Origin of the sequence: Demequina subtropica (assembly GCF_000971235.1) — a bacterium.
In the GTDB taxonomy this organism is placed as follows: Bacteria; Actinomycetota; Actinomycetes; order Actinomycetales; family Demequinaceae; genus Demequina; species Demequina subtropica.
The window spans coordinates 253,003-272,507 of the sequence record NZ_BBMB01000011.1 but is presented as its reverse complement, the minus strand read 5'-3'; the positions used below and the strand labels follow the sequence as shown (position 1 = coordinate 272,507).

At 71.5% G+C, this 19,505-nt stretch carries 24 protein-coding genes and 1 tRNA gene; 13 read left to right on the top strand and 12 right to left on the bottom strand.

Going from position 1 to position 19,505, the window contains the following annotated elements:
• Positions 1 to 10: 10 nt before the first annotated feature.
• The 6 genes from AOM06_RS10940 to AOM06_RS10915 form a co-directional block, all read right to left on the bottom strand.
• Complete coding sequence (locus tag AOM06_RS10940) at positions 11 to 1,288, bottom strand: sugar ABC transporter permease (RefSeq protein WP_228372931.1); 1,278 nt, start codon at positions 1,286 to 1,288, stop codon at positions 11 to 13.
• The gene (locus AOM06_RS10935; RefSeq protein ID WP_062305843.1) at positions 1,285 to 2,034 is read right to left on the bottom strand and encodes an ATP-binding cassette domain-containing protein; all 750 of its coding nucleotides are present in this window, start codon (positions 2,032 to 2,034) and stop codon (positions 1,285 to 1,287) included. Before AOM06_RS10935 ends, AOM06_RS10940 begins: the two co-directional genes overlap by 4 nt.
• 85 nt (positions 2,035 to 2,119) lie before the next feature.
• Complete coding sequence (locus tag AOM06_RS10930) at positions 2,120 to 3,223, bottom strand: sugar ABC transporter substrate-binding protein (protein WP_062305840.1); 1,104 nt, start codon at positions 3,221 to 3,223, stop codon at positions 2,120 to 2,122.
• A 305-nt stretch (positions 3,224 to 3,528) separates the two neighbouring features.
• Positions 3,529 to 3,602 (bottom strand) — tRNA-Pro (locus tag AOM06_RS10925).
• 55 nt (positions 3,603 to 3,657) lie between these two features.
• Complete coding sequence (locus tag AOM06_RS10920; RefSeq protein WP_228372930.1) at positions 3,658 to 4,560, bottom strand: metallophosphoesterase; 903 nt, start codon at positions 4,558 to 4,560, stop codon at positions 3,658 to 3,660.
• 2 nt (positions 4,561 to 4,562) lie between these two features.
• Positions 4,563 to 7,160, bottom strand: a complete 2,598-nt coding sequence (locus tag AOM06_RS10915) for a penicillin-binding protein (protein ID WP_082105507.1) — start codon at positions 7,158 to 7,160, stop codon at positions 4,563 to 4,565.
• Between the two features lie 77 nt (positions 7,161 to 7,237).
• Between AOM06_RS10915 and sp36 the strand changes: the two genes are divergently transcribed.
• A complete protein-coding gene (gene sp36, locus AOM06_RS14785) occupies positions 7,238 to 7,396 on the top strand; it encodes a Sp36 family protein (protein ID WP_074789164.1) in 159 nt (52 codons plus the stop codon).
• Between the two features lie 2 nt (positions 7,397 to 7,398).
• Positions 7,399 to 7,872 carry a RidA family protein gene (locus AOM06_RS10910; RefSeq protein ID WP_062305833.1) on the top strand — a complete coding sequence of 158 codons (474 nt, stop codon included), beginning with the start codon at positions 7,399 to 7,401 and terminating at the stop codon, positions 7,870 to 7,872.
• 128 nt (positions 7,873 to 8,000) lie between these two features.
• On the opposite strand, the gene AOM06_RS10905 is transcribed toward AOM06_RS10910, so the two are convergent.
• Entirely contained in the window at positions 8,001 to 8,693 is a 693-nt protein-coding gene (locus AOM06_RS10905; RefSeq protein ID WP_062305829.1) for a Crp/Fnr family transcriptional regulator, read from the bottom strand.
• Position 8,694: 1 nt separating this feature from the next.
• Complete coding sequence (locus tag AOM06_RS10900) at positions 8,695 to 9,075, bottom strand: hypothetical protein (RefSeq protein WP_156163681.1); 381 nt, start codon at positions 9,073 to 9,075, stop codon at positions 8,695 to 8,697.
• A gap of 114 nt (positions 9,076 to 9,189) precedes the next feature.
• On the opposite strand from AOM06_RS10900, the gene nth reads away from it, so the two are divergent.
• Positions 9,190 to 9,900, top strand: coding sequence for an endonuclease III (gene nth / locus AOM06_RS10895; protein WP_062305824.1), 711 nt, complete (start codon positions 9,190 to 9,192; stop codon positions 9,898 to 9,900).
• Between the two features lie 12 nt (positions 9,901 to 9,912).
• On the opposite strand, the gene nhaA is transcribed toward nth, so the two are convergent.
• On the bottom strand, positions 9,913 to 11,259 hold the full coding sequence (gene nhaA / locus AOM06_RS10890; protein ID WP_082105506.1) for a Na+/H+ antiporter NhaA: 1,347 nt from the start codon (positions 11,257 to 11,259) through the stop codon (positions 9,913 to 9,915).
• Between the two features lie 46 nt (positions 11,260 to 11,305).
• On the bottom strand, positions 11,306 to 12,010 hold the full coding sequence (locus tag AOM06_RS10885) for a response regulator transcription factor (protein WP_062305822.1): 705 nt from the start codon (positions 12,008 to 12,010) through the stop codon (positions 11,306 to 11,308).
• A 57-nt stretch (positions 12,011 to 12,067) separates the two neighbouring features.
• On the opposite strand from AOM06_RS10885, the gene AOM06_RS10880 reads away from it, so the two are divergent.
• The 10 genes from AOM06_RS10880 to dtd all read left to right on the top strand — a co-directional run bounded on the left by AOM06_RS10880 (position 12,068) and on the right by dtd (position 17,584).
• Complete coding sequence (locus AOM06_RS10880) at positions 12,068 to 12,802, top strand: hypothetical protein (protein ID WP_062305819.1); 735 nt, start codon at positions 12,068 to 12,070, stop codon at positions 12,800 to 12,802.
• An 18-nt stretch (positions 12,803 to 12,820) separates the two neighbouring features.
• Positions 12,821 to 13,255: a thioredoxin family protein gene (locus tag AOM06_RS10875; protein WP_062305817.1), complete on the top strand. Its 435-nt coding sequence runs from the start codon at positions 12,821 to 12,823 to the stop codon at positions 13,253 to 13,255.
• Positions 13,256 to 13,308: 53 nt separating this feature from the next.
• Complete coding sequence (locus AOM06_RS10870) at positions 13,309 to 13,749, top strand: DUF4395 domain-containing protein (protein ID WP_062305815.1); 441 nt, start codon at positions 13,309 to 13,311, stop codon at positions 13,747 to 13,749.
• A gap of 1 nt (position 13,750) precedes the next feature.
• Positions 13,751 to 14,107, top strand: coding sequence for a DsrE family protein (locus AOM06_RS10865; RefSeq protein ID WP_062305812.1), 357 nt, complete (start codon positions 13,751 to 13,753; stop codon positions 14,105 to 14,107).
• 178 nt (positions 14,108 to 14,285) lie between these two features.
• The gene (locus AOM06_RS10860; protein WP_062305809.1) at positions 14,286 to 14,876 is read left to right on the top strand and encodes a heme-binding beta-barrel domain-containing protein; all 591 of its coding nucleotides are present in this window, start codon (positions 14,286 to 14,288) and stop codon (positions 14,874 to 14,876) included.
• Positions 14,877 to 14,901: 25 nt separating this feature from the next.
• A complete protein-coding gene (gene ygfZ, locus AOM06_RS10855; protein WP_062305805.1) occupies positions 14,902 to 16,038 on the top strand; it encodes a CAF17-like 4Fe-4S cluster assembly/insertion protein YgfZ in 1,137 nt (378 codons plus the stop codon).
• Between the two features lie 52 nt (positions 16,039 to 16,090).
• Positions 16,091 to 16,345 (top strand): type II toxin-antitoxin system Phd/YefM family antitoxin, encoded by a 255-nt coding sequence (locus AOM06_RS10850; protein ID WP_228372942.1) that lies wholly within the window; start codon positions 16,091 to 16,093, stop codon positions 16,343 to 16,345.
• 4 nt (positions 16,346 to 16,349) lie between these two features.
• Complete coding sequence (locus AOM06_RS10845) at positions 16,350 to 16,781, top strand: type II toxin-antitoxin system VapC family toxin (protein ID WP_062305798.1); 432 nt, start codon at positions 16,350 to 16,352, stop codon at positions 16,779 to 16,781.
• Between the two features lie 34 nt (positions 16,782 to 16,815).
• A complete protein-coding gene (locus tag AOM06_RS10840; protein ID WP_062305795.1) occupies positions 16,816 to 17,151 on the top strand; it encodes a DUF2516 family protein in 336 nt (111 codons plus the stop codon).
• Positions 17,152 to 17,158: 7 nt separating this feature from the next.
• Positions 17,159 to 17,584 carry a D-aminoacyl-tRNA deacylase gene (gene dtd / locus AOM06_RS10835; protein WP_062305792.1) on the top strand — a complete coding sequence of 142 codons (426 nt, stop codon included), beginning with the start codon at positions 17,159 to 17,161 and terminating at the stop codon, positions 17,582 to 17,584.
• A 52-nt stretch (positions 17,585 to 17,636) separates the two neighbouring features.
• Here the strand turns inward: dtd and AOM06_RS10830 are convergent, their stop codons facing one another.
• Together AOM06_RS10830 and AOM06_RS10825 are read right to left on the bottom strand one after the other, a co-directional pair.
• The gene (locus AOM06_RS10830) at positions 17,637 to 18,458 is read right to left on the bottom strand and encodes an ABC transporter permease (protein WP_062305788.1); all 822 of its coding nucleotides are present in this window, start codon (positions 18,456 to 18,458) and stop codon (positions 17,637 to 17,639) included.
• A complete protein-coding gene (locus AOM06_RS10825; RefSeq protein WP_062305785.1) occupies positions 18,455 to 19,396 on the bottom strand; it encodes an ABC transporter ATP-binding protein in 942 nt (313 codons plus the stop codon). The genes AOM06_RS10830 and AOM06_RS10825 overlap by 4 nt, the downstream gene beginning before the upstream one ends.
• Positions 19,397 to 19,505 lie beyond the last annotated feature (109 nt).

Here is a 19,505-nt window from a genome sequence, read left to right as displayed (position 1 = left end):
ATGCGCGCCGCTACACCCCGGTGGCGCCCGAGCGCTTCCGGGCGAGCGCGTCCACCGTCGCCGCGAGGACCAGCACGCCGCCGGTCACCGCGAGGTTGGCCCCCGCCGAGAACTTGAGCAGGCCCATGCCGTTGGTGATGACCGCGATGACCGTCGCACCGATGACGGCGTGCACCAGGCGCCCGCGGCCGCCGAAGAGGCTCACGCCGCCCACGACGGCGGCCGCGACGCCCGAGAGGACGATCTCGCGGCCCATCGCCGCATCGGCCGATCCCACCTTCGAGACCGTGAAGATGCCCGCGACCACGGCCAGCACCGAGCAGACGACGAAGGCCGACCACTTCACCAGCGTCACGTTGACGCCCGCGCGCCTCGCGGCCTCGGTGTTGCCGCCGATCGCGTAGATGTAGCGGCCGAAGCGCGTGCGGTCGAGCACGTAGGTCCCCACCATGAGGATGAGCAGCACGAGCGGCACCACGATGGGCACGCCCTGAAGCGACCTCGCCGCGGTGCCGCGGTCCTGGTTGAGGTAGAACACGACGAACGCCCCCAGCACCGCGATCACGCCGAGCTTGGCGTACATGATGCTCGCGGGCGGGTTCGGTGCCCCCGACGCGGCGCGGCGCCGGCGGTCGAGCAGCGCGACCGCGAAGAGGACCCCGAGGACCACCCCGAGCATCGTCCACCCGGCCCACGGCGGCAGGTTCTGGTTCTGGATGGCCCTGATCTGGCTCGGGCTGAGGCGGTACGTGCCGCCCGCGCCGATGATCACGAGCATCACGCCCTGCAGGCCCAGGAACAGGCCCAGGGACACCACGAACGATGGCACGCCGATGCGGGCCACGAAGAAGCCGATGAAGCCGCCGACGGCCACGCCGATGCCGAGCGCGAGCAGCAGCGCGAGCGGCCACGCCATCCCTCCGGGCTGGGTGAGCTTGACGAAGACGCCCATGGCGACGCCGAACGTCACTCCCGCGGACAGGTCGATCTCGCCCAGCAGCAGCACGAACACGAGCGCCATGCCGAGCGTGACGAGCGGCGCCGCCTGCGTGAACAGGTTGGCGATGTTGCGCTCCGTGAGGAAGAGCGGGTTCGCGATCGCGAAGATCACCACGAGCACCACGAGGCCGCCGACGGCGGGCAGCGGACCCATGTCGCCGCCTCGCACGCGCTGGAAGTAGGAGCGCACCGCGTCGCCGACGCCGCCGTGGCCGCCCTTGCCCAGGAGGCTCGGCGCCTCGTCCTCGACCACGGTCGCCGGGCCCTCGTTCTCGATCTCGGTGCTCACGCGTCGACCCCCGTCATGCGCTTGGTTCCCGTGATGTAGCCGACCACGTCGTCGCGGCTGGTCTGCGACGCCTCGAGCCGGGCGGTCATGGTGCCCAGGTAGAGGACGCTGATGTCGTCAGCTACCGCGAACACGTCCTGAAGGTTGTGGGAGATGATGATGACCGCGACGCCGCTGTCCGCGAGGCGCCGCACCAGGTCGAGCACCTGCGCCGTCTGCGCGACGCCGAGCGCCGCGGTGGGCTCGTCGAGGATGACCACCTTCGCCTTCTTCACCACCGAGCGCGCGATCGCGACGGTCTGGCGCTGGCCGCCGGACAGCGACGCGACCTTCTGCCGCAGCGACTTCACGGTCTTGACGGACAGGGTCTGCAGCGCGCGGGCGGCCTCCGCCTCCATGCGGCCCTCGTCGAAGGTCCCGCCCGCCAGCTCCTCGCGCCCGAGGAACATGTTCTGGACGATGTCGAGGTTGTCGCACAGCGCCAGGTCTTGATAGACCACCTCGATCCCCAGCCGCGCGGCGTCACGCGGGTGATGGAGCGTGACGGGGTTGCCCTCGAAGAGCACCTCCCCGCCGTCGTACGGCTGCACGCCGGCCAGGCCCTTGATGAGGGTCGACTTCCCGGCGCCGTTGTCGCCGACGAGCGCCGTCACCCGCCCCTCATGCGCGGTGAAGTCGACGCCCTTGAGGACGTCGACGGGGCCGAAGCTCTTGGTGATGGATCTCAACTCGATGATCGCGCTCATGCGGTTCTCCTTGCTCGGACGGGACGGACGGGAGGACGATGCGCGTGGGGAGGGCGCCGCACGGCACCCTCCCCACGCCCGAGCATCACGACGCGGGCTGGAGCCCCACCTCGTCGCACTTGGCCGCGACCTCACCCGTGCAGATCTCGTCGTACGACGCGTTGCCGTCGTCGATGACCTGCTGGATGCCGTCGGGGCCCACGAGGACAGGGGTCTCGGCGAAGAACGGCGTGCCGTCGTCGTACTCCTCCGGGGCCGTCGGCGCCTCGCCGTTGAGCAGCTGCACCGCGAGCTCCGAGGCCGTGGCCGCCTCGAGCTGGTACGGCTTGTAGACCGTCGCGGCCTGCTTGCCGAGCAGGACGTTCTGCAGGCCTGCGACCGAGGCGTCCTGACCCGAGACGGGGACGGTGAGCCCATTCTTGTCGAGGATCGTGATGACGCCCGCGGCGTTCGTGTCGTTCGCGGCCCAGACCGCGTCGACCTTGCCGCCCAGGTCCGTGAGCGCCTGCTCGAACTGGGTGGCCGAGTACTCGCCGTCCCACTTGCCCGGCGGCTCCGCTGCCGCGGTGATCCCTGCGGCCTCCATGACGGACACCGCGCCGTCGTGGAACTTCGCCGCGTTGCCGTCCGCCGGGTCTCCGCCGATGTAGACCACCACGGCCTCGGCGGGGTCGACTCCGTTGGCCTCGAGGCCGTCCACCACGGACTGGCCCTCGAGCTCCCCGACCTTGAAGTTGTCGAAGGAGACGTAGTAGTCGGCGCCCTCGATCGGGCGGTCGTAGGCGATCACGGGGATTCCCTGGGCGGCGGCGTTCTCGGTGACGGTGATGCCGGCGCCGTTGTAGTCGACGAGGATCATCACGCCGCAGCCCTGCGTGAGCATCTGGTCGGCGATGGTCGCGTACTTCGCGGTGTCGCCCTGTGCGTTCTGGATGTCGGCCTCGAACCCGGCGGCCGTGATGGCCTCCTCGAGAGCCGGGCGGTCGCCGTTCTCCCATCGGGGGGACGATGCCGCGTCGGGCAGGATCACGCACGCGCGGCCACCCTCGGCCATCGCGCCGCCGGTGTCGCCGGTGGTGGGCTCCATGGACGAGCCTTCGTCGCCGCCGTCGCCGCTCGAGCAGCCGGCCAGCACCAGAGCCGAGGCGGTGAGCAGGGCCCCTGCAGAGATCAGTGAGGACTTCTTCACGTCGACATCCCTTCGACTAGGCCAGGGCGTCTTCGCCCCGGGGCACCGCCCTCGACGTTGAGGTGGCGTCTCGCTCACGATATGCCTGACAGCCCTGTAAGCAAGGGGTGCGACTCACAAATCGGTCACATTTCGATAACGTTGTCATACCTGGTCAAGTGGCAAATAAGGGATGCGCGTGCCTGTGCATCGTTGCAGACGGCCACGTGTCGCATCGTCCACGCGCGGCGGCCGCGCGCCGGGCCCGCCGGCCGGACAAGCAGCGAGGGCCGGATCCTCAGCGGATCCGGCCCTCGTCTCAACCGTCGGGGTGACAGGATTTGAACCTGCGGCCTCGTCGTCCCGAACGACGCGCGCTACCAAGCTGCGCCACACCCCGGTTTTTGAGCCTGCTAAGAATATCGGACTCGGGGCCGAAACACGAAATCGGGCCCTCAGACCCCCGGCACGAGCGTCAGGATCGTCGCCTCGGGGCGGCACGCGATCCGGTACGGCGCGTACGGCGACGTCCCCAGGCCCGCGGACACGTGCACGTAGGCTCCCTTGCCGCCGGAGTCCGGGCGCACGCCCGGCCACCCGTGGAGACCGCTCGCGCGGCTCGTGTCGAGGTCGCAGTTGGTCACGAGAGCGCCGTAGAACGGCACGCAGACCTGACCGCCGTGCGTGTGCCCCGCGAGGATCAGGGAGGCCCCGTCGGCGGCCATCTGGTCGAGCACGCGCCGGTAGGGCGCGTGTGCGACGCCGATGCGCGCGGACGCGCCGTCGACCTCCGGCGCGGGCTCGGGCATGCGGTCCCGGCCGATGTGCGGGTCGTCGACGCCCACGAGGTCGAGCACCGAGCCCACCGCCGCGATCGAGCCGCGCGCGTTGTTGAGGTCCACCCAGCCCTGGGCCACCAGCCCCGCGCGCAGGTCCTCGGTGGGGAGCTCCGCCTGCTTCGGGCGCAGCCGCGACGGCCCGCCGAAGTAGTCGAGAGGGTTCTTGGGAAGCGGACCGTGGTAGTCGTTCGAGCCGAAGACGAACGCGCCGGGGAGCCCCAGGAACGGCTCGAGCGCCTCGAGCGCGGTGGGCACCGCGTCGGGGTGCGCGAGGTTGTCGCCGGTGGTGACGACGGCGTCGATCTGCTCGCTCGCGAGGGCGCGCACCCACGCCACCTTGCGGCGCTGGCCGGGCGTCAGGTGGAGGTCGGACAGGTGCAGAAGCCGCACGGGGCGGCTGCCCGGCGGCAGGATCGGGACCTCGTGGCGTCGCACCGTGAAGGCGCGCGCCTCGGCCAGGCCCCAGGCCACGCCGGCCGCCGCGACGGCCGCGAGCCCCGCGACCACCCGCCGCGCCACGGTCAGTTGCCCCTGCGGTCGCCGCCGCCGTTGTTGCCGTTGTTCCCGCCGTTGTTGCCGCCGCCGTTGTTCGTGGTGTCGCCCTCGTCGGTGGTGGTGTCCTCGACGGGCCACCCCGCCGGCGGGTTGGTCGCGAACTCGGCGGGGGGCCACGAGGCGCCCCACCAGTCGTCCGGCGCGACCGTCGGGTCCCAGCCCTTGGGCCACTTGGTGTACCAGGACGGCAGCTGATCGGTGGCGACGGTGTAGTTCACCGTCGTACCCGGCAGCGACTTGTAGTAGGCGCTCGGCGACTGCGCGATGATCGTCCCCGGGGCGTACTGCGTCGAGTACATCGCGGTGCCGCTCTCGGCGAGCTTGAAGCCCGCGTACTCGACCGTGCTCTTCGCCTCCTCGGGCGTCTTGCCCACGATGGACGGCACGGGCACGGGCTTGCCGTAGAGGATGTCGTCGGTCGGCTCGTTGAAGTCCTCCACCGGCATGTCCTTGAGCGCCGCGTCCATGTACGCCTTCCACGTCGGAGCGGCGAGCGAGGATCCGTACAGCGGCCAGTACGTCACGCCGTTGAGCTCGATGCCCTGCCCCGGCTCGTTGAAGTCGGGGTTGCCCAGCCACACGGTCGCGACCAGGTTCGGGGTGTAGCCCAGGAACCACGTGTGCGCGTTCTTCTGGGCGGTACCCGTCTTGCCCGCCGCCGGACGGCCGTCCGCGAGCGGGATCTTCTTGCCGGAACCGGTCTTCATGACCTCCTGCATGGCGTACGCCACGCCGTCGGCGATCTCCTTGTCGATGACGCGCTCGCAGTGCTGCGGCGGGACCTCGAGCTGCTTGCCGTCCGCGTCGGTCACCGAGAGGATCGCGATGGGATCGCACTTCACGCCCTCGTTCGCGAACACCTGCGCCACCTGGGCCATCGTGAGAGGCGAGGCCTCCTGCGAGCCGAGCACCATGGTCGGCGTGATCTCGAGGTCGTTGCCGTCCGCGCGCTGGAAGCCCAGCAGCTCGGCGGTGTCCCGGATCTCGCACAGGTCGAGCTCGTTCTCCATGTGGGCGTACGCGGTGTTGACGGAGTTCGCCGTCGCGTCGAGCACCGTCTGCGTGTAGGTGCGCGCGCCCTCGACGTTGCCCGGGGACCACCAGTCGCCGGTCACGTTGCCGTCGACGCAGTAGGCGTCCCACGACGACGGGTCGAACTTGGTCTGCGATCCGCTGACCTTCTCCATGAGGGAGTGCCCGCTCTGGAGCCAGTTGGTGAGGATGATGGGCTTGAACGTCGAGCCCGGGGAGAAGCCCGAGGAGCCTCCCCATTCGTAGTCGACGGCGTAGTTGATCGCGGTGGTGCCCACCTCGCCCTCGTCGGAGGGGTCGAACTCGCGGTTCTGCGACATCGCGAGGATCTCGCCCGTCTGCGGGTCGAGCGACACGAGCGCCATCGCCCAGCCCGACGGGTCGTCGGCGGGCAGCGCGTCCTCGAGCGCCTTGTTCGCCGCGCGCTGCTTGCCGAGGTCGAGCGTGGTGACCACATCGAGGCCACCCTGGCTCAGCAGCTCGGTGCCCGTGAGCTCGGCGCCGTCCTGGTTGAAGACCTCGTCACGACGGATGATCTTGGTGACGTAGTCGCAGAAGAACGGGGCGTCCGCGGCCGCGACGCACGAGAACTTGGGGCTCGAGACGTCCAGGGTCTCCTCGACGGGGATGGTCGAGTACTCGTCGTACTGGTCCGCGGTGATGAACTTCTGCAGGTACATCTGGTAGAGCACCGTGTCGCGGCGCGCCTTGGCGTTCTCCGGGTAGCGGATCGGGTCCCACTTCGACGGGTTCTGCGTGATGCCCGCGATGGTCGCGGCCTCGATCGCGTTGAGGTCCGCGGCGGACTTCGAGAAGTAGAGCTGCGACGCGGCCTCGGCGCCGTACGTGTTCGAGCCGAACTGCGCGATGTTGAGGTACTGCTCGAGGACCTGCTCCTTGCCGCAGTCGACCTTGGGCTCCAGGGGGTCGCACGAGTCGCCGTACTCGCGGTCCAGGTTCTCCTCGAGCGCGAGCGCGAGGCGCCACTCGCGGATCTTGCGGGTGAGCGAGACCTCGGTGGCCGCGTCGATCGCGTCGTCATCCTCCGAGAGGATCGCCTTCTGCAGGATCGTGTTCTTCACCACCTGCTGCGTCAGCGTCGACGCACCGGGCGAGTCGGGCGAGGTGAGGTTGACGTAGGCCGCGCGCAGCAGGCCCTCGCCGTCGACCCCGTGGTGGAGCCAGTAGCGCTTGTCCTCGATCGACACGACAGCGTTCTGCAGCCACGGCGAGATGTCCTGGAGCGGGACCACCACGCGGTTCTGGAGGTAGAAGGTCGCGAGCAGGTTCTTGCCGGTGCGGTCGTAAATGTTCGACTGCTGCGGGAGCGTCACGGAGGCGAGCTCCTCGGGCAGCTCCTCGAACAGCTCGGCGGTGCCGCTCGCGGCGGATCCGGCGACCGTCACCGCAGGCAGCGCGAGGCCTGCGACGAGGAAACCGCCCATGATCGACAGGGCGACGAACAGCGACAGCGCGGTGAGCAGCTGCACGAACGTGACCTTCGTACGAGGGCGCGGATGAGACCGGGACATGCGTACAAGGGTAAGCGAGGGTTCTGGGAGCTCGGGTCAGCCCCCTCCGTGGGCGCCCGCGGGCTAGGCTCGGGGCCATGACCACCTGGGAGTACGCCACCGTTCCGCTCATCGACCACGTCACCAAGCAGATCCTCGACCAGTGGGGCGAGGACGGCTGGGAGCTCGTGCAGGTGGTGACCGGCCCCACCGGAGGCCTGGTCGCCTATCTCAAGCGCCCCACCGGGGAGAAGTAGCCGTGTCCGCGAGCCAGCGTCTCGCCGCGCTCGGGCTCGAGCTGCCCGAGGTCGCGACGCCCGTGGGGACCTACGTGCCCGCCCGGCGCCACGGCGACCTGGTCCACACCTCCGGCCAGCTGCCGCTGCTCGACGGCGACCTGCTCGCCGTCGGCCTCGTGGGCCAGCGCACCGGCGACGTGACGCCCGAGCGCGCGACCGAGTGCGCGCGCCAGTGCGCCCTCAACGCGCTCGCCGCGGTCGCGCAGGCCGCCGGCGGGATCGACAACATCGAGTCCGTGGTGAAGATCACCGGGTTCGTCGCCTCCGCGCCGGGCTTCACCGCGCAGCCCGCCGTCATCAACGGCGCCTCGAGCCTCATGGTCGAGGTGTTCGGGGAGGCGGGGCGTCACGCACGCTCGGCCGTGGGCGTGGCGGCGCTGCCGCTCGGGGCGCCCGTCGAGGTCGAGATCACGGTCGCCCTGCGCTCGCTCTAGCCTCCCCACCCGCTGACAGCTCCAACGGAGTGCGTCCCGGGTTGCCGGCGTGTCACGGCCCGTGACCGGTCACGATGCGGCGTGTCGCCGCGAGATCCGTGGTGAGTGTCGGAGCGGGGAGGGGGACGTCAGCGCGAGCGGGCGCGCAGGCGCTCGGGCTCGTAGACCTCGACCGAGCCGATGTGCACGTCGATCCAGCCGCGCGACGCGAAGTCCGCGAGCGCCTTGTTGACGGTCTCGCGCGAGGCGCCCACGAGCTGGGCGAGCTCCTCCTGGGTGAGGCCGTGGCGCACCGTGACGTGGCCGCGCTCCATGCGTCCGAAGCGGTGGCCGAGGTCGAGGATCGCCTTGGCGACGCGGCCGGGGACGTCGGAGAAGACCAGATCCGCCATGGTGTTGGACTGACGGCGGATGCGCTGCGCGAGCGCGCGCAGCATGTGCCGCGACATCTCGAGGTGGTCGTCGAGCCACGTGTCGAGGACCTGCTTGGGAAGCTCGTAGACCACGGTGTCCTCGACGGCGTGCGCGCGGGACATGCGCGGGCCCGGGTCGAAGACCGCGAGCTCGCCCAGCATGTCGCCGGCACCGAGCAGCGCGAGCAGGTTCTCGCGACCGTCGCGCGCGGTACGGGCCAGCTTGACCTTGCCCTTGACCACGACGTAGAGCTCGTGACCGTCGGCGCCCTCGGCGAAGATCGTGTCCCCGCGGGAGAGCTCGCGTCGCGTCATCTCGGCGATGAGCGAGCGCGCCGTGGCGCCATCCATGCCGCCGAAGAGCGGCGACGACCGGAGCAGCTGCTCCTCGCGTGCCGCTTCGGGCATGTCAGGCCTCCTTGTTCTCCACCTCGACGGTATGCGCCTGACCGAGCGCACGCACCATCTGGCCCGTCACATTATCAAGCGTTGCGGCCACTCGAGACTCGTACGACGCGAGCCGTGCGTCCAGATCGTCCAGGTCATCGAGCGCCCGGATTGAGAGAGTAGTCCCTTCCGGCCACACCGCCTGACCAAGCTCGTCGGTGGTGGGCGCTCCCGCCGCGAGCGCCTCCCACGACAGGTCGAGGCCCAGCTCGCCCGGACCGCCGGGCTCGGCGACGAAGGCGAGCGCAAGATCGCGCCGCGCGCGGACGAGCCGCCTCCACCACCGCACGCGTGCCAGCTCGCGCCGGGCATCGCGGCGCTGCTGCCGCAGGTCGGCGATCACGCTCGCAGCCGCCGTCACTGCCACATCCGCCTCCCGTCCGGCACGCCGTCGCGCACCTGTCCCCACCCTTATCGGCGGGGCGGTGAGGGCGCTTGAGCGGTCTAGGGTGGGCGCATGTCACGCACCCCGCTCACGGTCGCCTCGGCGGCCCAGGAGGCGCCGCCGGTGGCGCTCGTGCGACGCGCACGCGCCATCAACCGAGCCCTGGCGGAGGTCTACCCCGACGCCCACTGCGAGCTCGACCACCGCGACCCCTTCGAGCTGCTCGTCGCGACGGTGCTCAGCGCGCAGTGCACGGACGTCCGCGTCAACCAGGTGACTCCCGCGCTGTTCGCGCGCTTCCCCGACGCGCATGCGATGGCTTCGGCCGACCGCGACGAGCTCGAAGCGCTCATCCGCCCCACGGGCTTCTACCGCGCGAAGGCCGAGTCGCTGCTCGGGCTCAGCCGTGACCTCGTCGAGCGCTTCGGCGGGGAGGTGCCCGGACGCCAGCGCGACCTGGTGACGCTGCGCGGCGTGGGACGCAAGACCGCGAACGTGGTGCTGGGCAACGCCTTCGACATCCCGGGCATCACCGTCGACACCCACATGGGCCGGCTGGCACGCCGCCTGGGGCTCACCGTCAACGAGGACCCCGTGGTGGTCGAGCGGGACCTCATGGCGCTCATCGAGCGCCGCGAGTGGACGCTCTGGTCGCATCGCGTGATCTTCCACGGACGGCGCCGATGCATGGCGCGCAAGCCCGACTGCGGGAGCTGCGAGATCGCGGCCCTGTGCCCCACGGCGCCCGGAGCCCGGGTCCGCGTCGAGCCTCCGACCGCCTGAGGGGGGCGCCTCCTAGTGGGAGGCCTCCGCATCGTCCTCGCCCTCGACGCCGACCTCGGCGGGGTCGACACCGATCGACTTCCCGAGCTCCTGCGGCTTGGCCATCCGGTTGGACGGCAGCGGGATGGGCGTGGAGCGGCGCTCGTAGAGCTTGCGGTAGAACCGGTCCCGCCCGAACAGCAGGGAGGCACCGAGGATCGCCGCGAGCAGGGATGCGGTGAGCACCGAGAGCTTCACCACCTCGGCGTTCTCGCCGCCGAACGCGAGGTCGCCGATGAGCAGCGACACCGTGAAGCCGATGCCGGCGAGCATGCCCATGCCGGTGACGTCGAGCCACGACAGCCCACGGTCGAGCTGAGCGCGCGTGAACGTCGCCACGAGCCACGTCGCGAGGACGATGCCCAGCGGCTTGCCGATCACGAGGCCCGCGATCACGCCGTGCGCGACGGGGCTCGAGACCAGGTCCGCGATCGCGTCGGAGTTGATGGTGACGCCCGCCGCGAAGAACGCGAAGATCGGCACGGCCACGGCGGCGGAGACGGGACGCCACACGTGCTCCCAGTGCTCCGCAAGCGACGTGCGCTCCCCCTCGCGCGCGATCGCGGGCACCATCATGCCGAGCGCGACGCCCGCGATGGTGGCGTGGATGCCCGAGGCGTGCATGAACGCCCACGCCGCGAACGCGATCGGGAACAGCAGCCACGGAGACGCCCAGCCCTTGCGGATGAGCAGGCCGAAGGCGACGATGCACACCACGGCGGCGGCGAGCCACTCGAAGTGCAGGTCGCTCGAGAAGAACACCGCGATGATGATGATCGCGAGGAGGTCGTCGACCACCGCGAGCGTCAGCAGGAAGGCGCGCAACGCGTTCGGCAGCCACTTGCCCACGACCGCGAGCACGGCGATCGCGAACGCGATGTCCGTGGCGGTCGGGACCGCCCACCCGTCCAGCGAGCCGCCCTCGACCATGTTGAAGAGCACGTACAGCGCCGCGGGCATCACCATGCCGCCGATGGCGGCGACGATGGGCACCACCGCCGTCGCGGGCCGTCGCAGCTCGCCGGCGACGATCTCGCGCTTGAGCTCGAGGCCGACCACGAAGAAGAAGATCGCGAGCAGCCCGTCCTTGGCCCACGCGGCGACCGTGAGGTCAAGGTGCAGCGCGTGCGGGCCGATGCGCAGCTCGCTGAGGTTGCCGTAGAACTCCTGGAGCGGCGTGTTCGCGAAGATGAGCGCCGCCGCGGTGCCGATGAGCAGCAGGATCCCCCCGGCGCGTTCCGTGCGCAGCACGTCGACCAGCGTCCGCTCGGTCGAGGGCGTGAGACGCGAGAAGAGGCGGGCGGGGGTCCGAGAGGTCATGGCGCTCCTGGAGACGGGACGGGAACGCCGCAATCCTATCGGGGCGTCAGACGGTCTCCGGGGCGACGGAGCGCTGAGGCTGCGGCGGATCGAAGCGGTAGCCGACGTTGCGGACGGTGCCGATGAGCTGCTCGTGCTCCGCGCCGAGCTTCGCGCGGAGGCGGCGCACGTGGACGTCCACGGTGCGCGTGCCGCCGTAGTAGTCGAAGCCCCAGACCTCCTGGAGCAGCTGGTCGCGGGTGTAGACCCGGCCCGGATGCTGCATCAGGTACTTGAGGAGCTCGAACTCCTTGTAGGTGAGGTCCAGCGGGACCCCCTTGAGGCGAGCCGTGTAGCCGCCCACGTCGACCGTGAGGTCGCCCGAGGAGAACTCGGCCACGCGGTCGAGCGGGTCCGCTGCGTTCGCGCGGCCGATGAGCAGGCGGATGCGGGCCTCGACCTCGGCCGGGGAGGCCTCGGCCAGCACCACGTCCGCCGCGCCCCAGTCGGCGTTGACGATGGACATGCCGCCGTCGCGCAGCACGAGCAGCAGGGGCACCGCGACGCCCGTGACCTGGATGAGGTTGCAGTTGTTGCGCGCCTCCACCAGGTCGGTCCGCGCGTCGACGACCAGGACGTCCGCGTCCATGGCATCGAGCATCGCCGAGGGCTCCGGCGCCACCACCCGTGTGCGGTGTGACAGGAGCGCGAGGGCAGGCAGGACGTCAGCCGCGCCGTCTCCTGACGGCGTGAGCACGAGCAGGTCTGCCATCGCCACCTCCGATTGCGGTTCACTCTAGCGGCGCGAGGGTCTGAGACACTAACGCCCATGCTTCCCACGACCAGGGCGACCATCAGCGCCGTCGCCGCGGCGCTCATCGCGGCCGGCGGATTCCTGGGCACCAGGTATCTCGCCGTCGTGGTGCTCGCCATGATCGTGGTGCTCGCGCTCGGCTGGCCCGCGCTGCTGCGCGCCTCGCGCCGCCGCGCCGCGTCCGTGATCCTCATGGGCGGCGGGGCGCTCGCCGTGGTCGCCGTGGTGCTCGGACGATCGGCTCCGCACCTGCGCCACATGGTGGTCGCGGTGGCGCTCATGGCGATCGCGGCGCTGGTGTCGGAGGTGTTCGTGCCGAGCTCGCGCGGGCGCGCCGTCACGTCGGTGGCCGCGACATGCGCGGGCGCGATAGTGGTGTCGTCCGGTGCCGCGTGGGTCGCGGCGTCGCGCACGCACGGCGCGGAGGACCTCGTGGTGACCGGCGGCGCGGCGCTCGCCGTCGCGGCCGTCGCCGCGGTGTCGACCCGACGGCCGCATCTCAACTCGCTGCTCGCCCTGATCCTCGCCACCGGGACCGGGCTCGCGACGGGCGTGCTGTTCCCCGAGCTGCCGTGGTACGGCGGCGCCGGGGTCGGCCTCCTGTGCGGCGTCATCGTGTCGCTGCTGCAGGAGCTCATGCGCCGGGAGCCCCGCGCGAAGGGGTGGATGCCGGGAATGTCCTCAGCGCTCGCGCCTGTTCTTTCGGCCGGGGTGCTCGTCTACGTCGCGGGCCGCCTGCTGGTCGGCTGACAGGAAGCGAGGGAGAACATGCTCGAACGGGTGCTCATCGTCGCCGCGATCCTCGCGGTCGCGAGCGTCGCCGCGGTCTGGTGGCAGCGCCGCCAGGGAGTCGTGCGCGAGGTGGAGCGCGCGGGGGCGCTGTCCTCCGCGACGCTCGGGGCCCAGCGCGGCTACCACGCGACCTTCGTGCAGTTCTCGACGCCGATGTGCGCGAAGTGCCCGCCCACCGCGGCCCTGCTCGGCCGCATCGCCGCGGAGGACCCGCGCGTCGAGCACATCGAGATCGATGCGGCCGAGCGCCTCGAGCTCGCGCGCGAGCTCGAGATCCTGCGGACCCCCACGATCCTGCTGCTCGACGGCGACGGCGTGGTGGTCTCCCGCATCTCCGGCGCCCCCACCGAGGGCCAGGCGCGCGAGGCGCTCGCGGCCGTGCCGCGCACGGGCACCGACTACTCGATCTAGCGGGCGTGACGCGCGTCGCGCGGCGCGCCTAGACTCCGCCCCAGGAGGCACAAATGAACGACATCCAGATCGACCCTCGGGGACCGCGCTTCGGCGCGTTCTTCCAGCTCGCGTTCTCCATCGCCGCGCTGCTGGCCGGCGCGAACGCCGGCGGCATCGCGATCATGGCGGTGCTGCTCGTGCTGTTCATCCCCGGCGCGATCATCGGCCCTCAGGCGACCTTCCAGTCGTGGGTCTTCAAGAAGGCCGTGCGCCCGCGCCTCGACCCGCCGAAGGAGACCGAGTCCTTCCGCGCTCCGCGCTTCGCGCAGCAGATGGGCCTCACGTTCTCGATCCTCGCGGTCGGGTCGGGGCTGCTCAGCTGGGACCTCGGCTTCTTCGTCTTCACGGGATTCGTGACGTTCGCGTCGTTCCTCAACAGCGTGTTCGACCTGTGCCTGGGCTGCGAGATCTACCTCCTGTTCAAGCGCGCCACCACCCGCACGGCGGTCTGACATGCCCGCGCTCGTGGTCAAGGTCACGTGCGGGACGGAGCGCGTCGAGACGCTCATGCAGGCGTTCACCGTCGCCGCCACCGGCCTCGCGTCGGGGCTCGACGTGAGCGTCTGGCTCACGGGTGACGCGACGCTCCACGCGCTGCCGGGCACCGACGACGTGGTGATCCCGCACTCCCCGCCGCTGTCCCAGCTGCGGGACGCGGTCCTCGCGGGCGGCACCCTCACGGTGTGCGCGCAGTGCGCCCGCCGCCGCGAGATCGAAGAGGACGACCTGCTGCCCGGGGCGCGGATCGCGGGCGCCGCGGCCTTCGTCGCGGAGGCGACCGCGGCGGACGCGACGGCGCTCGTCTACTGACGCGCCGCATCGTCCCTCCGGGCCGGCGACCGCCGTGGCCCGGGACCTGCGTCCCGGCATAGACTCGGCGCATGACTGCACTCGACGTCACCTTCACGGTCCTCGCTGTCGCGGCGTTCGGCGCCACCACCTGGGTCGCGGGCATCGTCGCCTTCCGCCTGGTGAAGGGTCCCAAGCGGTGACCTTCGTCATCCCGTCCGACCTCGCACCGGAGGTCTACCCGCTCGCGTGGGTCGTGGGCACGTGGGAGGGCCACGGCGTCGTGGACTACCCCGGCATCGAAGCCTCGGACTTCCGCCAGCGCGTGGTCTTCGACCACGACGGCGGCCCGTACCTCATCTACACGTCGACGATCACCCTCATGGGCCCGGACGGCGAGGAGGGCCAGGTCTGGTCGCAGGAGTCGGGCTACTGGCGGGTCGCGCCCAGCGCGCCCGAGGGCGTCGAGCTCAGGGACTTCCAGCACCCGCTCGAGGTGGTCATGGCGGATGCGTCGGGCCTGCTGACCGCCTACTTCGGCGCCGTGGGCAACGGTCGCATCGACCTCGCGACCCGCTTCGCCGCCGCCACCGAGTCCGGTCCCGACGTGCGCGGCGCGACCCGCATGTACGGCAACGTGGGCGGCGAGCTCATGTGGGCGTGGGACCTCGCGGCCTTCGGCCAGGACCTCCAGTCGTACGCGAGCGCGCGCCTCACCCGCGTCGACGGCCCCGCCGTGCCCGAGGACGCCGAGACGCTCGGCGGCTCGGACGACGCCCCGGAATCCTGACCCCCGCGCCGCGCGTTCTCCCGCCATGACCTCACCTCTCCTCACCCGTCACGGCGCCGTCGTGGGCCTCGGCGCCGATGCGGGCGTCGCCTGGCACTACGGCGACCCCACTGCCGAGCAGCGCGCTCTCGAGCAGGGCCGCGCCGTGGTCGACCAGTCGCACCTCGGCGTGGTGATGGTCACGGGGCCCGACCGGCTCACGTGGCTCGACTCGCTGTGCACGCAGCAGGTGGCGGCGCTCGCCCCGGGCGTGTCCGCCGAGCTCATGATCCTGTCCCCGCAGGGCCGGATCGAGCACGTCGCCGGGCTCGTGGACGACGGCGCCACGGCGTGGCTGATCTCCGAGACCGCGCCCGCGCTCGCCGCGTTCCTCGACCGGATGCGCTTCATGCTGCGGGTCGAGGTGCACGATGCGACCGAGGAGTGGGCGGCGATCGGCGAGGCCGTCGCGCGTCCGGCCGCCGAGGGCGAGCCGGTCACGTGGGTGGACCCCTGGCCCGGCATCGTCGCGGGCGGGACCTCCTACGCGGCCGACCCCGCCGCGCTCACCGACGCGGTGCGGCCCTGGCGGCTGGTGCTCGTCCCGCGCGCATCGCTGGACGCCGAGATCGACGCGCGCCTCGAGTCCGGCTGGACCCTCGCGGGCACCTGGGCGACCGAGGCGCTGCGGATCGCCGCGCATCGTCCCCGCGCGCGCCTCGACGTCGACGACCACTCGCTGCCCCACGAGCTCGACTGGCTCCGCACCGCGGTGCACCTTCACAAGGGCTGCTACCGCGGCCAGGAGACGGTCGCGAAGGTCCACAACGTGGGCCGCCCCCCGCGGCGGCTCACCATGCTGCACCTCGACGGCTCGGGTCACTCGCTTCCCGAGCCCGGCGCCCCCGTCCTCGGACGCGACGACGCCGAGGTGGGGCGGGTCACGTCCGTGGCGCGCCACCACGAGCTCGGGCCCATCGCCCTCGCGATCCTCAAGCGCTCGGTGGACCCGTCGCTCACGCTCACCGTGCCGACCGACGGCGGCCCCGTCTCGGCGGCGCAGGAGCTGGTGGTCAACGCGGACGGCTTCTCCGCCGACAGGCCGCCCAAGCCCGGCCCCACGATGAAGGGGCTGCTCATGGGCAAGGGGTGCGCGGCCGACGGCGGCGACGTTCCCGCCTGACGCCCGCCTCCGCCGCCGCTGCGGACCTCCGGGGTACGGTGGCCGGGTGGAGATGCCCATCAGCGATCTGGCGACGAGGCTGGACGAGGCGCTGGCGGCCGCGCGCGACGGCGAGGACGTGATCCTCACCGACAGCGGGCTGCCGGCGGCCAAGATCGGTCCCGTCGAGTCGACGCCCCTGCTCACGCGTCTTGCCGAGGAAGGCGTGATCGCCCTCCCCGCGTCCGACCGCGCCGTGCCACGCCTCCCGCAGGCCGAGGCGGCCAAGGACGCGCTGTCGAGCCTGCTCGGCAGGCTGCGCAGGTAGCGCGATGGCGCTGGTCTACCTGGACACCTCCGCGCTGCTCAAGCTGTGCGTGCTCGAGACGGGAAGCGACCTCGCGGTCGCGCTCTGGGAGGCCGCCGATGCGCTGGTCACCTCCCGTCTGGCCGATGCGGAGGCACGCTCGGTGCTCGCGTCCGCCGAGCGCATCGGCCGGATCGACGCCGCGCCCGCAGCGCAGGCACGCGACCGCTGGTCCGAGCTGTGGCCGGGCCTCATCAAGGTCGAGGTGAGCCCCGCCGTGACCGAGCGCGCGGCGGAGCTCGTGGATCGCAGGCCGCTCCGCGCGGGAGACGCGATCCACCTGGCGAGCGCGCTCACGCTCACCGGGACCGAGCTCGTCTTCGCCGCGTGGGACCGCCGTCTCGCGGCTGCCGCGCGTGCCGAGGGACTGCAGGTTCTTCCCCCTGCGTTAGCGTAGGAACCCGTCCGCGCCGTCACACCCGGAGGTTCCCATGTTCGGAGGCCTGCAGCAGCTGGTGCTGCTCGTCATCTCCATCGCGGCGTTCGCCGGTGCCGTCTACGGCCTGATCGATGCGGCGCGCTACCCCGACACGCAGTTCGTCGCTGCGGGCAAGCGCTCGAAGACCATGTGGCTCGTCATCCTGGGCCTCGCGGCGGTGTTCACCATCCCCGCCCCGCTGGGCGGCGTCATCGGCCTCGCCAGCATCTTCGGGCTCGCATCGATCGTCGCGGTCATCATCTACTTCGTCGACGTGCGGCCCGCGCTGGGACCGCGCCGCCCCGGCCAGTCGCGCGGCTCGTCCGGCGGCTCGCGCGGCGGCTGGTGAGCCGCGGGTGAAGGCGGTCCTCCAGCGCGCGTCCCGCGCCTCGGTGACGGTCGACGGCACCGTCACCGCATCGTTCGACCGCCAGGGCATCGTCGCGCTCGTGGGCGTCACCCATGGCGACGGGCCCGAGCAGGTCCAGACCATCGCGCGCAAGATCGCGGAGCTGCGGATCCTCTCCGACGAGAGGAGCGTGTCGGACGTCGACGCGCCCGTGATCGTGGTCTCGCAGTTCACGCTCTACGCGGACACGCGCAAGGGCCGCCGGCCGTCGTGGAACGGCGCCGCGCCGGGGCCCGTGGCCGAGCCGCTCGTCGAGTCCGTCGTGGCCGCGCTGCGCGCGCAGGGGCTGACCGTGGGCACCGGGGTGTTCGGCGCCCACATGGACGTCGAACTGGTCAACGACGGCCCGATCACCATCCTGCTCGAGGCCTAGACACACGGAGGGGCCGACCGAGCCGGCCGGCCCCTGCGATGGGTGATCGGGGCTAGATATCGCGTGCCTTCAGCACCGCCATCGCCGCCAGGAACGGCAGCACCGCCCACGCGATGAGGACCGCGAGGCCCGCGCCCGGCGTGAGGAAGATGGTGCCGGGGTCGATCGGATCGGTGTTGACCGCGGCGCTCGCCGCGACGCCGGGCATGACGGCCCCGCACCAGTTGGCGATGTCGCTGGGCACGGAGAGCAGGATGCCGGGAAGGATCAGCTGCATCGCCACGATGGTGAAGATGGTGCCCACCGACGACCGCAGCAGCACGCCGAGCGAGGCGGCGAGCACGGCGGTGACGATGTAGCCGACAAGGGTGACGACGAGCACCTTGACCATCTCGGCGTTGCCGAAGTCGAGCGACGCCGCACCGGACAGCTTGTCCCCGAGTGCGAACCACGTGGCCACGGCGCCCACCACCGCGATGCCGAGCGCGAAGAGCGACGCGATGGTCGCCTTGGCCGCGAGCACGGCCCCGCGCTTGGGCGTCGCCGTGAACGTGTTGCGCGCCATGCCGGTGGTGAACTCCGACGTGGTGAGCAGCGCGCCGAGCACCGCGACCAGGATGAGGACGAAGTCGTTCGCGACGAAGATCGCGTGCATCGCCGCCACTGCACCCTCGGCTGGGTCGGTGACGGTCGTCTCCCCGACGACGAGCACCGGCAAGCCGATGAACGCCAGCAGCGCGAAGCCCACGAGGATCCAGGTCGAGCGCAGCGTGCGCGCCTTGATCCATTCGGAGCGGACGGCACGGGCGTAGCCCGCACGGTGGGTGACGACCTCGACGGACGTGGTCGTATCGGTCTGGGTCGCGGCGCTCACTTGGAGGCCTCCTTCGCGGTGCTCTCGGTGGGCACGCCGGCCCGGTACTCGGTCTCCTCGGCGGTGAGGTGCATGTAGGCGTCCTCGAGGCTCGTGCTCTCGTCACGGAGCTCCGCGAGCCACAGGGAGTTGTCGCGGGCGATCCGCCCGATCTCGCGCGCCTCGATGCCGGTCACGGAGATCCGCTCGCGGTGGTCGACGGCCTGGACCGTCCCGCCCGCCGCCTTGACGGCCTCGGCGAGCCGGCCCGCATCGGGCGAGGTCACCAGGACGCCCTCGCGGGCGTGAGCCCGGACGAACTCCTGGAGCGGGGCGTCGGCGAGGATCTTGCCGCGGCCGATGATGATGACGTGGTCGGCCGTCTGCTGGACCTCGCTCATGAGGTGGCTCGACAGGAACACGGTGCGCCCGTTCTCCGCGAGCCGCCGCGCGAGCTGGCGCACCCACAGGACGCCGTCGGGGTCGAGCCCGTTGACAGGCTCGTCGAACATGACGATCTTCGGGTCGCCCAGCAGCGCGCCGGCGATGCCGAGGCGCTGCCCCATGCCGAGCGAGAAGTTCCCCGCCTTGCGCTTGGCGACCTGGCTCAGGCCCGTGAGGTCGAGCACCTCGTCGACGCGGCGGTCCGAGATGCCGTGCGTCGCGGCGAGCGCACGCAGGTGCTGGCGCGCCGAGCGACGCGGGTGCACGCCCTTGGCGTCGATCAGCGCGCCGATCTCGCTCAGCGGCGTCACCAGCTTCGCGTAGGGCTTGCCGTTGACGGTGACCTCGCCGGCCGTGGGGCTGTCGAGGCCGAGGATCATGCGCATCGTGGTGGACTTGCCGGCGCCGTTCGGGCCGAGGAAGCCGGTGACGATGCCCGGCTGGACGGTGAACGTGACGTGGTCGACGGCGGTCTTGCTGCCGTACTTCTTGGTGAGGTCTCTCGCCTCGATCATGGTGTGCTGCCCCTCCCGGCGCCGTGCGGCCGGCGAATGCGCGACCTGGACCCAAGATAACGACGAGATCCCTGGTCCGACCAGGCTTCCGTCCCGTCAGGGACGAAGA

Excerpts from the sequence above, each read along its gene's own strand:
- AOM06_RS10935 (WP_062305843.1), bottom strand. The coding sequence starts at position 2,034 with ATGAGCGCGATCATCGAGTTGAGATCCATCACCAAGAGCTTCGGCCCC.
- AOM06_RS10915 (WP_082105507.1), bottom strand. The coding sequence starts at position 7,160 with ATGTCCCGGTCTCATCCGCGCCCTCGTACGAAGGTCACGTTCGTGCAG.
- sp36 (WP_074789164.1), top strand. The coding sequence starts at position 7,238 with ATGACCACCTGGGAGTACGCCACCGTTCCGCTCATCGACCACGTCACC.
- AOM06_RS10905 (WP_062305829.1), bottom strand. The coding sequence starts at position 8,693 with ATGCCCGAAGCGGCACGCGAGGAGCAGCTGCTCCGGTCGTCGCCGCTC.
- nth (WP_062305824.1), top strand. The coding sequence starts at position 9,190 with ATGTCACGCACCCCGCTCACGGTCGCCTCGGCGGCCCAGGAGGCGCCG.
- nhaA (WP_082105506.1), bottom strand. The coding sequence starts at position 11,259 with ATGACCTCTCGGACCCCCGCCCGCCTCTTCTCGCGTCTCACGCCCTCG.
- AOM06_RS10885 (WP_062305822.1), bottom strand. The coding sequence starts at position 12,010 with ATGGCAGACCTGCTCGTGCTCACGCCGTCAGGAGACGGCGCGGCTGAC.
- AOM06_RS10880 (WP_062305819.1), top strand. The coding sequence starts at position 12,068 with ATGCTTCCCACGACCAGGGCGACCATCAGCGCCGTCGCCGCGGCGCTC.
- AOM06_RS10875 (WP_062305817.1), top strand. The coding sequence starts at position 12,821 with ATGCTCGAACGGGTGCTCATCGTCGCCGCGATCCTCGCGGTCGCGAGC.
- AOM06_RS10870 (WP_062305815.1), top strand. The coding sequence starts at position 13,309 with ATGAACGACATCCAGATCGACCCTCGGGGACCGCGCTTCGGCGCGTTC.
- AOM06_RS10865 (WP_062305812.1), top strand. The coding sequence starts at position 13,751 with ATGCCCGCGCTCGTGGTCAAGGTCACGTGCGGGACGGAGCGCGTCGAG.
- ygfZ (WP_062305805.1), top strand. The coding sequence starts at position 14,902 with ATGACCTCACCTCTCCTCACCCGTCACGGCGCCGTCGTGGGCCTCGGC.
- AOM06_RS10850 (WP_228372942.1), top strand. The coding sequence starts at position 16,091 with ATGCCCATCAGCGATCTGGCGACGAGGCTGGACGAGGCGCTGGCGGCC.
- AOM06_RS10845 (WP_062305798.1), top strand. The coding sequence starts at position 16,350 with ATGGCGCTGGTCTACCTGGACACCTCCGCGCTGCTCAAGCTGTGCGTG.
- AOM06_RS10840 (WP_062305795.1), top strand. The coding sequence starts at position 16,816 with ATGTTCGGAGGCCTGCAGCAGCTGGTGCTGCTCGTCATCTCCATCGCG.
- AOM06_RS10825 (WP_062305785.1), bottom strand. The coding sequence starts at position 19,396 with ATGATCGAGGCGAGAGACCTCACCAAGAAGTACGGCAGCAAGACCGCC.